General features: G+C 39.5%; 11 protein-coding genes and 3 pseudogenes. 6 read left to right on the top strand and 8 right to left on the bottom strand.

Annotated features, from left to right (window positions below):
* Positions 1-33 precede the first annotated feature (33 nt).
* A pseudogene (locus H6G79_RS04120) lies at positions 34-273 on the bottom strand (cytochrome c oxidase subunit 3); the annotation flags it as partial.
* Between the two features lie 42 nt (positions 274-315).
* On the opposite strand from H6G79_RS04120, the gene H6G79_RS04125 reads away from it, so the two are divergent.
* The gene (locus H6G79_RS04125; protein WP_190589722.1) at positions 316-924 is read left to right on the top strand and encodes a transposase; all 609 of its coding nucleotides are present in this window, start codon (positions 316-318) and stop codon (positions 922-924) included.
* A 19-nt stretch (positions 925-943) separates the two neighbouring features.
* Here H6G79_RS04125 and H6G79_RS04130 read toward each other — a convergent pair whose 3' ends face one another.
* On the bottom strand, positions 944-2,128 hold the full coding sequence (locus H6G79_RS04130; RefSeq protein WP_190589721.1) for an AGE family epimerase/isomerase: 1,185 nt from the start codon (positions 2,126-2,128) through the stop codon (positions 944-946).
* Positions 2,129-2,368: 240 nt separating this feature from the next.
* On the opposite strand from H6G79_RS04130, the gene H6G79_RS36310 reads away from it, so the two are divergent.
* Positions 2,369-2,542: a hypothetical protein gene (locus H6G79_RS36310; protein WP_199333954.1), complete on the top strand. Its 174-nt coding sequence runs from the start codon at positions 2,369-2,371 to the stop codon at positions 2,540-2,542.
* Between the two features lie 66 nt (positions 2,543-2,608).
* Here H6G79_RS36310 and H6G79_RS04140 read toward each other — a convergent pair whose 3' ends face one another.
* The 3 genes from H6G79_RS04140 to H6G79_RS04150 form a co-directional block, all read right to left on the bottom strand.
* Positions 2,609-3,748, bottom strand: coding sequence for a glycosyltransferase family 4 protein (locus H6G79_RS04140; protein WP_190589720.1), 1,140 nt, complete (start codon positions 3,746-3,748; stop codon positions 2,609-2,611).
* Positions 3,749-3,875: 127 nt separating this feature from the next.
* On the bottom strand, positions 3,876-4,661 hold the full coding sequence (locus H6G79_RS04145) for a PIG-L deacetylase family protein (protein WP_190589719.1): 786 nt from the start codon (positions 4,659-4,661) through the stop codon (positions 3,876-3,878).
* A 392-nt stretch (positions 4,662-5,053) separates the two neighbouring features.
* Entirely contained in the window at positions 5,054-7,267 is a 2,214-nt protein-coding gene (locus H6G79_RS04150) for a hypothetical protein (protein ID WP_190589718.1), read from the bottom strand.
* Between the two features lie 785 nt (positions 7,268-8,052).
* Here H6G79_RS04150 and H6G79_RS04155 point away from each other — a divergent pair.
* The 3 genes from H6G79_RS04155 (at position 8,053) to H6G79_RS04165 (ending at position 11,118) form a co-directional block, all read left to right on the top strand.
* Positions 8,053-9,222 carry a glycosyltransferase family 4 protein gene (locus H6G79_RS04155; protein WP_190589717.1) on the top strand — a complete coding sequence of 390 codons (1,170 nt, stop codon included), beginning with the start codon at positions 8,053-8,055 and terminating at the stop codon, positions 9,220-9,222.
* A 29-nt stretch (positions 9,223-9,251) separates the two neighbouring features.
* Positions 9,252-10,439, top strand: a complete 1,188-nt coding sequence (locus tag H6G79_RS04160) for a glycosyltransferase (RefSeq protein ID WP_190589716.1) — start codon at positions 9,252-9,254, stop codon at positions 10,437-10,439.
* A gap of 109 nt (positions 10,440-10,548) precedes the next feature.
* Positions 10,549-11,118, top strand: a complete 570-nt coding sequence (locus tag H6G79_RS04165) for an HdeD family acid-resistance protein (protein ID WP_190589881.1) — start codon at positions 10,549-10,551, stop codon at positions 11,116-11,118.
* Positions 11,119-11,170: 52 nt separating this feature from the next.
* Here the strand turns inward: H6G79_RS04165 and H6G79_RS04170 are convergent, their stop codons facing one another.
* On the bottom strand, positions 11,171-11,542 hold the full coding sequence (locus tag H6G79_RS04170) for a hypothetical protein (protein WP_190589715.1): 372 nt from the start codon (positions 11,540-11,542) through the stop codon (positions 11,171-11,173).
* 586 nt (positions 11,543-12,128) lie between these two features.
* Here H6G79_RS04170 and H6G79_RS04175 point away from each other — a divergent pair.
* Positions 12,129-14,645: a choice-of-anchor Q domain-containing protein gene (locus tag H6G79_RS04175; protein ID WP_190589714.1), complete on the top strand. Its 2,517-nt coding sequence runs from the start codon at positions 12,129-12,131 to the stop codon at positions 14,643-14,645.
* Here H6G79_RS04175 and H6G79_RS04180 read toward each other — a convergent pair.
* Positions 14,642-14,779: pseudogene (locus H6G79_RS04180) on the bottom strand (LysR family transcriptional regulator); the annotation flags it as partial. The gene H6G79_RS04175 and the pseudogene H6G79_RS04180 overlap by 4 nt on opposite strands.
* A 17-nt stretch (positions 14,780-14,796) precedes the next feature.
* Positions 14,797-15,373, bottom strand: a pseudogene (locus H6G79_RS04185) (RNA-guided endonuclease InsQ/TnpB family protein); the annotation flags it as partial.

The raw sequence follows: 15,373 nt of genomic DNA on the forward strand, positions 1-15,373 counted from the left end.
ATCTAAAATCCAAAATGGTATGAGTAAGACTTTTTAAGCTTGCCAAACATAGAGAAGCGAGAATAGAAAAACCCAAACAATATCAACAAAGTGCCAAAACAAAGTAGCAGCACTCACCCCAAAGTGACCTTTTTCATAGTTACCTGGAAGGAAAGAACGAACCAGCATCGTAATTTGAAGAATCACACCAGTCAGAACGTGTAGACCAAACAGGGCAAAGCAAAGCCAGACGAGCAAAAATTTTGATAAAAGTTGACGAAAACCCAGATTGGACGGATGCTCAAATAGCCGGAGAAATAGGGTGTTCATCAGGTCTTGTACGTAAGTGGCGTAAACGTTGGTGTCAAACCCGTAGTCTGGAAGAAGCACCACGTTCTGGTCGTCCAAGTCTTTTTCAAGCGTCCGAATAAACCAGCAGGTGCAGAACAACCAGTTCATTTTGCAGCCCGATATATCAGGGAAGGAGCAACACATCTTTTTGCAGCTTTAAGTGTTGCTGAGGGTTTGATTTATGGTTATTGTAGTCCCACGAAAACATTTATCGATTTTCAGACTTTTCTACTATCCGGATTAATCCCAGAAGCCATTCGTCGTGGTGTACGCCATATCTATTTAATCCTTGACAATGGCTCTACTCATGCACCAAAACAATTACAGGCTTGGTTGAATCAGAAACAAAAAGAGGAAGGTTGGAATTTTACGGTCGAAGTTGTCTGGCTGCCAAAATACGCTTCTTGGTTAGACCAAATCGAAATTTGGTTCAGCGTTTTACAGCGAAAATTACTGACTCCGAATGATTTTCCTGACCTTAATACATTACAGCAACGTATCACCGATTTTATTATTCGCCACAATGACTCTGCACAACCCATAAAATGGTCATATACAGTGGCGCAGATGATGGAGAAATTCGCTACGAATTAATGCAAAGCTGTACTTAGCACTATTTGACAGACTCAGAACTCAAAGCCGCAAATTGCTGCCAACATAGGTATAAAGCGCGGGGTACATGAAAACATCCCTTCCATTTACCGCCTTTGAGATTTAATAATACTTCTCCACGCCGATTGAGATAGCCGAACCACTCCCCATATTCGGGATCTGCAAAGTGCTTCCAGGCATAATCGTGCATTTTTTGATACCATTCCCAGCAGGCTGCGCGTTTTGTCAGGCGATAACCCATTGCTAATGCAACTAACGATTCTAGATGTACCCACCACAACTTTTGATCCCATTCCAATTGTTGTGGTGGATGTCCATCTGCATCCATAAAGTAATATAAGCCGCCGTATTCTTCATCCCACGCAAAATTTAAAATGTTCAGCACCACATCAACAGCTTGGTTAATTGTCTGAAGATCATTTTTCCGGCGGGCGATATCCATAATAAACCACATCGCTTCAATACCGTGACCGGGATTAATTAATCTGCCTTCAAAACAATTGATGTGGGAACCATCGGGGGCAACATTTTCATACATTAATCCTCGTTTTTGGTCGAGGAAATCACTCATCACTTCCTGAACGGTTGTGGCTAAAACACTCTCTAAAGTTTCACTGGGAAGTAACCATTCCATTTCGAGAGTCAGGTTAGCTAAAATCATCGGCACAGCCAAAGCTTTCATTGGTCTTGTACCGGGATAAGTTTTAGTATATTTACCTTTGGGATTATCTTTACGACGCAAGACATTATTGTAAGCTTGCATTGCCACATCTTTTGCCCACTCTTCACCGGAGGCTAAAGCATATTGGCTGAATGCCATCGCCGCAAAGCAATCAGAGAAAATATTGTAAGGCTGAACTAGGGGTTGACCTTCGCGCGTCAGGGCAAAATACCAATTTCCTTTGTCATCTCTGCCATTTTGGGCGAGGAACTTTGCACCATTACTGGCAATTTCAAGCCAATTTTCGCGTTTTTCTAATTGGTTGCACAACATTGAAAAAGTCCAGACTTGGCGGTTTTGCAACCAGATAAATTTGTCGGTGTCGTAAACTTGGCCTTCCCGATTTAAGCAGGTAAAGTAACCTCCTTGTTCCGAGTCTAAGGAGTGGTTTTCCCAAAATGGGAGTACGTCATTCAGGAGTGCGTTTTTGTACAGTTCCGCCAATGCTTTGAAGTCGTACTCCATAAATTTCCGCTCTTGTATCAACACCAACAGGGTTAAATTATCTCATGCAGAGAGTGAATTAAGCATGATCGGTGGGAGTATGGGAGCGATCGCCCTACCATACCTCATCAAACTTTAGATTTACTCACAATAAAAATTGAAGACTCAACGATACAGGCAAATCTGATAGCAGCCTCAGCAATTTTGGCTGGGTTAAGATTAGAGCAAAACGTAATTTATAGTCTAGTACGGAGAGACATTATGCAAGAATCTGTGATTTACCGTTCAATTCAGGAAGAAGCAGAGGCAAGAAAGCAAAGAGAAATTGCCAATAATTCTTTACGAGAAGGTTTTCCAGTTGAAGTTGTGGCTCGTATTACTGGATTATCGATCGCAGAAGTCCAACAACTTCAACAACACTTCAACAACAACTGAATGAGTCTCCACAAAATTAGCCTAATTGCGTGGCGATCGCAACATCACCAGAACTTCCCAGTTAATTTAACGCATTGGGGCGGTGGGAGTTTTGATGAGTAAGACTTCTTGTGTATTCATAACGGTACGGGTGCTATAGTTTTTGACTAATTCACGGTACACATTCATTGTTTCTTCATACACTCTTGCTGCTTTGAAGCGTTCTAAATTTTGTTTGGCGCGGTTTTGCCAATATTGGAGTTGCACAGGATCACCAAGTAATTGCGTGAGAACATTGGCTAAGGTTTGACTGTCTTTTGGTGGTACAAGAATGCCAGCTTGACGATGATCTAATGTTTCGGGAATGCCGTCTACATCGCTGGCAACAATGGCACAACCCGCTTCTCGCGCTTCTGTTAAGACTAAACCAAAAGATTCGCAGTAGGAAGCCAAAACAAAGATATCACTAGCCAGCATATAACGTTGGGGTTCTGGCTGAAAACCTTCAAAATGAATGCGTTGACGTAGTTTGCCGCAGGGTATGTTGTTTACTATTGCTTCAAAGATAGAACGATCTGGGCCATCACCAACTAAATATAAGTGTGCTGCGGGAAAGTTGGGAGCAATTTTGGTAAATGCGGTGATTAACTCTGCAATGCCTTTACGAGTATACATCCCGGCAACGGTGGTGATGGCTGGACGATGTAAGGGTAGGGGTTGGTAATCTTGAATGCTGGGGTGGCGGGGACTACCTAATGTGCCGTTGGCAACTACGCATAATTTATTCTCAGGGATACCACGACGCACCATAGAATTATATACGGCTTGGCTGACGGCGATGACTCGATCTGCCAATCCCATTAATACGGCACTACGTTGAAACTCGTTGTGAACTGTAGAGACTAAATGATAGTTGTAAGCTTTGCGTAAAACTCCGGCGAGTACAACGCCTGTCATCATGTGTGCATGGATAATATCTGGCTGAAATTGCTGGATAATCTCTTTAAAACGCCAAGCAGCTTTAATTAAGTTGAGGGGTTGTCTGCATTGATTGAGATGAAAATGTTTGACGTTATGTTGTGTTAGTAAAATTTCAAATCCACCGCCAGCCGAAGCAACAGCTACATCATGTCCATCTTGTGATTGTAGACAGGCTAAATCTACGGCTACGTTAACAATGCCATTACCAATTTTTTCGACGTGATTTGTAATATGTAAGATTTTCATAGGATTTTTTCTCTATAGATGTAATTGATAGTTAGAAGGCAGTGGTTCGGCTGCACTCACCAACCGGAAGCAGGAGTAAAAATATTATTTTTCCTGACATAAAACGGACAGAAATAAGCCAAAATAATTAAGATTCAACTTTAAAAAATATCTCATAAGCACCTAAGAAGCGATTAACAAAGCCAGACGGTAAGCTTTCAAGCTGAGAGGTATAGGCTGCGATCGCCTGATTTTTCTTCTGCTGTACTGAGGTAATGGAAAAGCTATACGCGGCGGCTATATCTGATAATTTGAGCATGATAAATAATGGCGATCGCCAAAATAACCAAATAGGATATTGGAATAGTTCGACTTGAATTTCTGCTTGGTTAATTGCTGCTGTTACTAAAGGATATGTCGCCTCATGATCTCGGTGACAGTCTTTTTGATGGGGTAAATAAACTTCCTCTGGTTGATAATGTTTGAGGAGTTCAGCTATTTGGGCGATCGCTGTTTGTTTTTCGTCACCGTTTAAAGCTTGTAAATACCCATCAGCTTTATCTAAAAAGTGAATTGCTGATGTCTCTACACCCAATATATTTAAGGCTTTAATTGCTTCTTGTTTACGGGTTTGAATAATTTTATTTCTCGATTCTGTATCTATATCTTTTGAACCTTGACCATTGGTGAGAAACACTACTATTACTGGAATATTTTGCTCACGTTTATAAGCAATCATCCCTCCACAACCAAATGTTTCATCATCTTGGTGGGGAGAAAATACCATCACAGATTTTTGGTTAAATTTTAATTGCTGACTGCCTTGCAGTAAAATCCAACGAGTTATTAAGTTGGAATGAATATATTGCATCCGTTCCAGCAAAATACTCGGTACTAGTTTTTGTAATTGTTGTAAATAAGGTTTAATTTTCATATACATTTAGGTAAATAATCTGGGCATATTAATTTTTGATGCTTTCAATAACTGATAATCTATGATGATTAGCCAATTAAATTAGAGCTATATTCTCTATACTTTTTATTTCTGCTTTTTCAGCTTGTTTTTGGCAACTGTACATAAACTTTATGCGGTGTTTCTAGTGAAATATATTTAGTATGATAATTCACTTCTGATCTAGAGGGAAGGTAATTTGTTTATTTATTTGATGAAAAAATAGCATTCAATATAAAGCAATTTCTATTATTAATAAATATTGAATTGTGGTAGCAATGTAATACAATTTTTCTAGATTGGTTTGCATAAACAGATACCCGACTTCTTCAAGAAGTCGGGTATCTAAAAAACACTAATTTTGAGCAGAGAAGCTAACTTTTGAAGCGATACATAATTACTTTCCCTTTCCAATCTTCTTCTACAAACACTACATATTCCCCATTAGAACGACGAAAAGCGCGGATACCTTGGGGTATATCAATCCAACCACTTTCGCCTGCGACTTCTGCGCCTGGTTTTAATGTTTTGACAGTAGCACCTGTTTTGGCATTGTAAACATAAACCTCGGCGGTTTTCATTTTCACCGCAAATACATAATCACCAGCAACACTCATAGCGGCGGTAGAAACTTCGCGCTTACCTGTGGTGTCGTGGGGAACAACAACGCGCCAACGCAGTGTGGGATTATTTCCTTTACGCCAATTATCAAAGCGGAGAATTTCGGAACCAACGACTCCAGCATCATCACCGATCGCAGGATGATCAACCGTAAAGCCTGATAAATACATCGTATCAGTTTCGGGAAAGTATTCGATGCGGCGGACATCGGTAATCATGCTAGGAGTTTTCTGCTTCTCCATAGAACTATAGCTATAGATGGGATTTCCATACTTATCAAGTCCTTGTAGGGGATAGTGGCGAATCCCAATTCCATCTTGAGTGCGTAAAGTTTTCCAAATATCACCTTTACTATCAACCCACCAACCACCTAAGTAGGGATAATCTTCACTTTGATCATACTCACCTTGATCAAATTTACCGTTACCGTTGCGATCGCCCCAAATCCATTCTCCTTTATTTGGTTGATAAGGCGGCCAAGTTCCGCTAACTGATTTTTCTCCACCGCCATTTGTCCCAGCAAACATCCCAGCCGGAATCGCAATCTTACCATCCTTTGCAGAGTCAAAGCGGTAAATTTGCATAAAACTAGCATACATATTTGTCACAAACAAAAATCGCTTACCTTGAATGCGGCGAACAAAGGTAGCATCTGGGGAAGTATGTAAGCGGGGATCTTGGGGATATTTAAAGGGATTTAAGGTGTAAGCTTTGTAAGTCCATTGCTTCCCTGCTGGTTGGTTATAGTCAATCAAGTAGTGTTCTTGTTTGGTGAACACTTCTAAACCATCGGTTTGGGGATCTGCATCGGCGTTATCCACAAATAATAATCCGTGTAATTGCCATATTGGTTTTCCCGATGCAGAAAACTTGCGTAAGTCTGTACCTGAGTTGTTAAATCCATTGCTATTCACATAGATATTCCCAGAACTATCTGTACCAACTCCGGTAATTCCATATAGTTTTAATGGTTGCACTTCTCCCGGCGTACCCGCATAAACGCCGCCTTTCATGCCAAAATTACCAACCTGCACAGGCTGATTTTTGATGTTGTAAATTAATACTTGCTGACGTTGACTGTTATCTGCCACTAAAAGTCTATCTTGATGATCAATGGCGATCGCAGTTGGTTTAGGAATATTAGTAATTTGTGACGCTAATAACTTACCTGTAGGGGAGTAGTGGGAAATTTTGTTTTGGTTGTGAATCACCCAAAGATTTGCTTGTTTATCAATAGCGATCGCACCAGGACGAACTACACTAAAACTACGTAGTTCTTGCATAGTTTCGCTATTGTAGACGCGAATTTTATTCGTTGCTGAATCACTCACATATAACTCATTTCCTGCAATTGCTAATCCAGTAACTTCACTTTGATTACTGATAATTAGCATACTTTTATCCCAACCCCTTCCCCCATTAAAAGGTGCTGGTTTTCCCGATAAGTTATAGCGTCTGACAGTATACCAAGTTATCCCTTCCGGTGGATAATCATCCTTTGTTTTACCAATTGAGCCTTGTGCTAAGGCAATATAAATATATTTACTATTAGCTGTGACTGCTTTACCACCAGTGCGACTCCAGCCGTGAGTCTCTTCCACAGCGCCAATTACATTACCATCTTTATATATACCTGCCTCTCTACCAGCTTCATCCCAATGACTGTTAGTATAAACTGTGCCATCGGGTGCAACATACATTGCTTCAATATTATTTTGTACCCACTTCTTACCACCACCAAAACTATTACCTATCCAAGAAGTTTTATAGGTACTAGCTGCTACTCCTGTGACGCTGGTTTCAGTAGTTATATCAAGGGAAAAAGCCAGAAATATCACGGCTAGTCCCATCAGCATCAAAGAAATTGGTTTTAACTGTCGATTATTGCCTAACTTGAATATTCTTTGAATATATTTATGCAGTTGTTGATGGATTTTACTCAACTTTGTATGTGTATTTTTTGGCATAATCTACTTAAAATTTAAATTGAAATCAGATATCAAAAAGTTCGCCAGTCAAATAGGTATGGCGACAAATTAGCTATCAAAAAATGGCGTGCAGATACTTTTGTGCTAACTGATACAATCAACACAACTAAGTAGCAATAGATAATGCTCAAAAACCCTGGTTTATTACTATCGATGGTAGGATGTTATGGATTTTTCACCTGATATTAGTCTGCCTGTGGAAACTTTCAAAAATTAAGACTAATATTTCAGCCTAATTTTCCCAGGACATATTACATAGATAACAAACACTGGGTATTTGAAAATTGATATTTACCTAAAATTCATGAAAACCACACATATTTTTCAACTAGTCAAGAGAAATTCCTAGAAGAATCTTTATATTTGTAGCTAAACTTACTAAACAATAGCTAAAAAAGTAAAACTGAATACATTGAATCAATAATTTTACCCAACATAAATATCTTTGATTACTTTAAGACTGTTGAACACCAGAAATCATGTAATTTAAATCACAAAATTTCTGCTTGACACTAGAATCTAAATCGTTTATAAATTATTGTCCTCTGCAAAAACACTTGTCTTTGATGATTGGCTTTTGAAATTTTAGTAGTTAGATATCTAAAATCAAAATCTGCATCCAGTCAGACCCAAAGAATGCTGATTTTAGTAAAAATTACAGGATATAAATATTAGTCTGATTAATCTACTGCAAAATTAAAAAGAAATAACTTGAGAGTGATGGTAATTAAACATACACTCAAACAATCATAGGAGAGTAAAAAGTGGGATGTAAAAACGAAAATTTTAATACTAAGTCTGCATCTATACTGACACTGGGGTTGGGTTGGTTCCCTAAAACACCAGGAGGATTAGAAAGATATATTTATGAATTAACTCATCAATTAGCCAACCGTCAAGACCAAATAGAATTATGTGGAGTTGGTTTACCAGAAATTGATTTAAATTCACCAATCAAATTAACTAACTTAGCTTCTCCTAATCTGCCAATTTGGCAAAGACTTTGGCATATTCGCAATAACTTTAAAAATAGTAGAATCGGCAAGCCAGATGCAATTAATTTACATTTTGCATTATATAGCTTTCCGATTATGGATATTTTACCGCAAGATATACCCATTACCTTTAACTTTCATGGCCCTTGGGCATCAGAAAGTGAGCAAGAAGTAACTACTAATAAATTGAGTATTATTATCAAGCGGTTATTAATTGAAAAAAGCACTTATCATCGCTGCGATCGCTTTATTGTTCTGAGTAAAGCATTTGGTAATATTTTACATCAACAATATCAAGTTCCTTGGGAAAAAATTCACATTATTCCTGGTGGTGTAAATATTCATCGCTTTCAGCCAAATTTATCGCAACAGGCAGCAAAACAGGAATTAGGCTGGCCAGATAATCGTCCGATATTATTTACATCTCGCCGCTTAGTTTATCGTATGGGTATTGATAAACTCTTGCAAGCTGTAGCTATAATTAAACCTAAAATTCCTGATGTTTGGTTAGCAATTGCTGGTCGTGGTTATATGCAAGATGCACTACAACAGCAAGCAAAAGAATTAGGCTTAGAAAATACAGTTAAATTTTTAGGTTTTATCCCAGATGAGCAATTACCCATAGCCTATCAAGCTGCTGATTTAACAGTTATGCCTAGTCAATCTTTTGAAGGTTTTGGTTTAGCATTAGTTGAATCTTTAGCTTGCGGTACACCTGTTGTCTGTACACCGGTGGGGGGAATGCCAGAAATTTTAACGCAATTTTCACCAGATTTGATTACCAGTTCAATAGAAGTTTATGACATAGCTGACAAATTAGAGAATATCCTCTTAGGGAAAATTTCAATTCCTTCGCGTCAGGCTTGCCGTGATTATGCCGTAACTAATTATGACTGGTCTTTAATCGCGCAAAAAGTTCGTGATGTTATCTTAGCTTAAAATCTAAATTTTAAAGTATTTAATATTTTATGAAAATTCTATTTTTAGACCAAAGTGGTAAACCTGGTGGTGCAGAACTTTGTTTAATTGATATTGCTAAACCATACCGCGATCGCGCTTTAGTTGGTTTGTTCGCTGATGGTGATTTTAAAACCTTACTCCAGCAACATCAAATCCCCGTTGAAGTATTAACAACCAAACCAATTCAAGTCCAAAAACAAAGTAACTTATTGCAAGCAATAGCCAGCATTAAACAACTAGCACCTTTATTAATTAAAGTTGTAAACTTAGCAAAAAAATATGATGTAATTTATGCCAATACCCAAAAAGCACTAGTTATTGGCGCACTGGCAAGTGTTTTAGCAAATCGTCCTCTAGTTTATCATTTACACGATATCCTTTCCTTAGAACACTTTAGCCCAATTAACTTACGAGTTGCTGTCACCTTAGCTAATAAATTTGCATCATTAGTTATCGCTAATTCACAAGCTAGTCAAACAGCATTTGTCCAAGCTGGCGGTAAGCCGGAAATCACAGCAATTGTTTATAACGGATTTGATAGTAAAAAATATCAAATTCCTGAAGTTGAAATTCAAAAAATCCGACAAGATTTAAACTTAGAAGGTAAATTTGTTGTTGGACATTTCAGCCGTCTCGCACCCTGGAAAGGACAACATATTTTACTGGAAGCATTAGCACAATGTCCGCCACAAGTCACAGCACTTTTAGTTGGTGATGCTTTATTTGGCGAACAAGATTATGTCCAAGAATTACACAAACAAGTTGCCAAACTAGGGTTAGAAAATCGCGTCAAATTTTTAGGATTTCGCGCTGACATTCCGCAGTTAATGTCAGCTTGTAACTTAGTGGCGCACACTTCCACCGCACCAGAACCCTTTGGGAGAGTAATTGTTGAGGCGATGTTATGCGGTACACCTGTCGTCGCAGCCAAAGCCGGCGGCGCGATTGAATTAGTCGAACATGGTGTCAATGGTTTTTTAACCACACCCGGCGATTTCCAAGAACTAGCCAACGTAATTAACACCTGTGTTCAAGAAATAGAAATCACTACAGCGATCGCTGATTATGCCAGAAATATTGCCAGTCAGCGTTTTGATATCGCAACTATTAATCAGCAAATTGCCCAATTATTGATTTCCAGGAAAATAGATGTGAATGATACCAAGGTGGTAGATTTTCAGGGTAATGAAGATTAATTTACTACCAATGTGTCTACCTTAAGGCTCTGTCTAGCCTGAGAAAAAATTTTTAACCTAATCTTAGAGTTCGCTCAAGATTAAGGAAAAATTTTGTATGACAAACGATATTACTACTAATATCAACCAGTCCAGCAATATTAACAAGCAAGTTAATACTTCAATTGTCATTGGCGCTCTTTTGATTATTTTAGGGATTGTAGCGATCGCTTTACCTGTAGTTACAACCATATTTGCTGAGACTTGGGTGGCGCTAATCCTGATGAGTGCGGGATTTGCCAAGCTTGTTTATGCTACTCATACCCGCCGCGAAGGAGGTTTTCTGTTGAAAATTCTCCTAAGCGGACTTTATATTGCTACAGGTGTGATGCTATTAGTTTATCCTCGAACTGGTATTCTTACACTCACCCTGTTACTCGGTAGCTTCTTACTGACAGAAGGTACATTCGAGTTAATTTTGGCATTCCGCTTACGTCCCCAACAAAACTGGACATGGGTATTAGGTAATGGCATTATTACCCTATTTTTAGGCGCACTAATTTGGTTTCAGTTTCCCAGCAACGCACCTTGGCTACTAGGCACATTATTAGGCTCTAGCATTGTGGTTACAGGTATTTCTCGCGTTATGCTGTCTTTAAATGCGCGTTCTAGCTTACCTGAATCTAATCAAGCTGCTTAGATTTTACTTGCTTTGAGTAGAGACTTTGCACTGCAAAGTCTCTACATATAAACTACAAACCAACTAATTCCCGTGATTCATAATCAGTAAGTTGTTGTGCGATCGCTAATCTTGCTTCTAACTTCGCTACACTAAACTGATTACGCAGATATTCTAAATGCGCGATCGCATTAGCTTTTTCTACAGTTAGTTGAATTTGAGTATCCACCGCCTTTTGATATTCGTGATTCAACAGTAATACCTCAAACCGCCGCGCCTTGCGTTGAGCATCATTTTTCAAATCCACATCAAAAGCCGCCGCGCGATCTGCATTTCCTTCAAAGCGGTTAATTTGCTGCTGTACAGCCATCAACTGTGAGTCTAGTTCATTTACACGTTGAGCAGCCTGAGCGATCGCAGATGGATAATGATTCATTTGCATCATCAAATAATCTTCCTCTGAAAATCTCAATTCATCACATAGCAAAAGAGATATCAGAAGTATGTCTAAATACTTCTATTTCTTTGCTTTCAAACTTCTTCTGGAGTAGTGAAAAAATAGTCACATCTTGAAATCAAAAAGATGCTTTTTGGCGTAGAAGACTATAACCTGTACTTGATATATCTATTATAGTAATAATGTACTGAAAGCGCCACAAAATCCCGCATTTTTAGACGAGATTTATACAGAACTTAGCTAAAATTTTCCCTCAAGGCATTCCATCTCCCTTGTATACTCTGTCTCCCTTGCCTACCTTGTCCCCCTCTTATCCCTCAATGACAACATAGACCAAAAACCAATTACGTAATCTTACTTAATATTCTTTCAAAAGAGTATTAGTAAAATCTTAATCATCACCTAAATTTATTGGGTTAAGTAAATTTTCGGAATTATTCTCAAAATCCAGTGCTTATCAACTCCCAAACCAAATACCCAAAAAAGCACTGTTACTAACAGCGCCGTCATTTTGTGTGTTTAGCGAAAGCTCATATTGCTAACACAACCAAAACCAATAGGAGTGAGATAAACAATGGCTACCTTTAACGTCACCAACACTAAAAGCAGTGGTCTTGGTTCATTACAGCAAGCAGTTTTAAATGCCAACGCCTCAGCCGGCAAAGACTTAATCAGATTTACAGGCGGACTCTTCACAGACAACATCGCCGATACTATCAGCCTTGGCGGTAGTAGTTTGTTCATCACCGATGACTTAAGTATTGATGGTAGAGGTTCAAACTTACTGACAGTTAGCGGTAACTACAATTTTGCTCAAGATAACAACATATCTCGTGTATTTGAAATTGCTAACGGCATCACTGTTGACATTGAAGGATTAACAATTGCTAATGGCTATGCCACAGATGCAAGAGGCGGTGGCGGCGTTTACAACGCTGGTAATCTGACATTAAGAAACGTCGCCGTTAGCAATAACTTTTCTGGTGGTCAAGACAGTTCCGGTAATAATGGTGGTGGTATTTATAACTCCACCTCTGGAGTTTTAAGGCTCAACAACAGCACCGTTACAGGTAACTACGCAGGCCAAGTCGATGCTGAGGGTATATTCTACGCAGGTAATGGCGGCGGTATTTATAACGCGGGTGTCGTCACTCTTAACAACAGTGCCATTAATGATAACTCTGCTGGTTACTACAATGACTCCTACTTTCCCGATAACTTAGGCAACGGTGCAGGTATATATAACACGAGTACTTTAACAGCTAACAACAGCACCATCAACAACAACAGAGGCACAGGTGATGGTACTGGTATCTACAGTACTGGAACCGTAACCTTGAGTTATAGCAGTGTTAATAATAATGAATCAAGCAACCAATTCTATAACGCATTTAGCGGCATTGTCAGTAATGGCAGCCTCACTATCAGAAATAGTAGTGTGAGTAGTAATAGAGCAATTGATAGTGGTGGCGCTTCATCTGGTATTGATAGCTCAGGCACACTAATCATCAGTAACAGCCACATAGATAATAATCAGTCATATTGGTCGAGTGGAGTCATCCATTCAGGAACCCTAACAGTAACTAATAGCTCGATTAATTACAATAGCGGCAGAAATTCTAGCGGACTTATTGCCAATGGCACTATCAAAATAGACAGAAGTACTATCAATGGCAACACCTCATACTACGACTTTAGCAATGCTGGTCTTATTACCCGTGGCACAGTGACAGTAAATAACAGCACTATCAGTAATAACTCGTCAGACTACGGCAGTGCAGGTCTTAGTAACAATGGCAATACAACGGTAAGCAACAGCACCATCAGCAGCAACATAGGAGGCTTAGAAGTCACAGGAGATATTAACAGCAACGGTATCTATAACTCTGCATCTGGCAATCTTACAGTTATTAGAAGTACTATCACAGGTAATTCCAATGCAGAGGGAGCCGCAAACGGCACGATTGTTAATGATGGCATCATTAGCATCATTAGTTCTACTATCAGCAATAACTCAGCAGGTTTAGGAGGTGGTATTCTCAACAACGGCACTGCATTTGTAATTAACACCACCATTAACAACAACACCGCAGGCATTGGCGGAGGCATTAACAACTCTGGCACTCTAACTTTCGTTAACAGTACCATTAGTGGCAATCGGTCATACAACGAAGGCGGCGGAATTTACAACTCTGGCACTTTAGCCGTTAGCAATAGCACGATCGCCTTCAACAAGTCTTACTATGATGAAGAAAACACTGTATCTAGCGGTGCTGGTATCTATAACTCAGAAACAGGTACAGCCACCATCAAAAACAGCATCATCGCAGGCAATAACGATGGTATTCCTGGTGCAGTTAACCCCGATGTCGTCGGTAACTTTATCAGCAACGGCTATAACCTCATCGGCAACCTTAATGGCAGTACAGGCTTTAACCCCAGCGAACAACTACAAGTCAGCATTTCTCAAGTTATCGATACCATTCTGCGTGACAATGGCGGCCCAGTCAAAACCCACGCTTTAGTTTATGGTAGTCCCGCCATTAACGCTGGAAATAACGCCGATATCCCTGCCGACATTGCAGACTTAGACAGAGATGGCAATACTACCGAAGGCATACCTTTTGATCAACGAGGTAGTGGTTATCGACGTATTTTGAATGGTCGAGTAGACATCGGAGCTTATGAAGCATCTGTAATTAATGGCACGGCTTATCCTAATAATCTCCGAGGTACTACTGTCAATGATTTGATTGCTGGCTTGAGAGGCGCAGATGTGCTAACAGGTGGCGCGGGTGCAGATAGCTTTGTTTATACCAGCCTTGCCGATAGCGGCGATACAATTACAGACTTTGCCGTTGGTACAGATAAAATTGTCTTACAAGCACTTTGGCGGAGTTTAGATTTGAGCAACTTGAACTTTGCCACAGCCATTGCTGGCGGTTACTTGCAGTTGCAAACAGCAGGGACAGACACCTTAGTTTTAATTGACTTAGATGGTACTGCTGGTCAACGTGTGCCTTTGGAGTTGGTGAGGTTACGCAATGTATCAGCTAATGCTGTGAACGACTCTAGGAATTTTGTGTTTTAAATTTCCTCGCAAATACTCTTGAGCATCTGTCTTAACCAAGAATTTGCCTGATCTTGATCTGTTAGTCGGCTCCACAACATTGAAATCATCCACGGTTGTGTTTGTATAGGCAGTTCAAAAATTTCTACTGCACCTTGATCTGCCAAGGATGTTAGTGACGTACTCCACACACTCCCCTTCGGGTGAGTGTGGGCTTCTCAATGACTCTTCTAGGAAGACATTAATTGAGCTTTAAGACCATGCGTCCCACGGTTCTTTATGTTTATAGCCGCATTCAAATCTCTGCACAGACTAGTATGACAAGCAGGGCAATTGTGCATTCTTTGAGATAACAGCTTTTTAACTTTGTGACCACAGTTAGAACATTCTTGACTAGTACCATTTGGTTTAACAGCTATTACCTTCAAACCAGCATTTTCGGCTTTATTTGAAAGTATTGTTACAAACTGTCCCCATCCGGCATCATTAACACTTTTAGCCAGTCTTGTTTTAACCAGTCCCTTAATATTCAACTTTTCAACAGCTACAACATCATACTTATCAAGCAGTAATTTAACTGTTTTAAAGTGAAAGTCTTTGCGAGTATCAGCGACTTTTTTGTGCTGTTTACTCAATCAGACTTTTTGCCGTTAGCATCACCTTTCAACCATCTATCAAAAGCCAATTCAACTTTTTTAGGGACTTCCTGCAATACTTGAGAGTGAATCTCTTTGTACCAAGGTCTATCA

The organism is Anabaena sp. FACHB-83 (assembly GCF_014697485.1).
In the GTDB taxonomy this organism is placed as follows: domain Bacteria; phylum Cyanobacteriota; class Cyanobacteriia; order Cyanobacteriales; family Nostocaceae; genus Nostoc_B.

Excerpts from the sequence above, each read along its gene's own strand:
- H6G79_RS04150 (WP_190589718.1), bottom strand. The coding sequence starts at position 7,267 with ATGCCAAAAAATACACATACAAAGTTGAGTAAAATCCATCAACAACTG.
- H6G79_RS36310 (WP_199333954.1), top strand. The coding sequence starts at position 2,369 with ATGCAAGAATCTGTGATTTACCGTTCAATTCAGGAAGAAGCAGAGGCA.
- H6G79_RS04140 (WP_190589720.1), bottom strand. The coding sequence starts at position 3,748 with ATGAAAATCTTACATATTACAAATCACGTCGAAAAAATTGGTAATGGC.
- H6G79_RS04175 (WP_190589714.1), top strand. The coding sequence starts at position 12,129 with ATGGCTACCTTTAACGTCACCAACACTAAAAGCAGTGGTCTTGGTTCA.
- H6G79_RS04170 (WP_190589715.1), bottom strand. The coding sequence starts at position 11,542 with ATGATGCAAATGAATCATTATCCATCTGCGATCGCTCAGGCTGCTCAA.
- H6G79_RS04130 (WP_190589721.1), bottom strand. The coding sequence starts at position 2,128 with ATGGAGTACGACTTCAAAGCATTGGCGGAACTGTACAAAAACGCACTC.
- H6G79_RS04145 (WP_190589719.1), bottom strand. The coding sequence starts at position 4,661 with ATGAAAATTAAACCTTATTTACAACAATTACAAAAACTAGTACCGAGT.
- H6G79_RS04160 (WP_190589716.1), top strand. The coding sequence starts at position 9,252 with ATGAAAATTCTATTTTTAGACCAAAGTGGTAAACCTGGTGGTGCAGAA.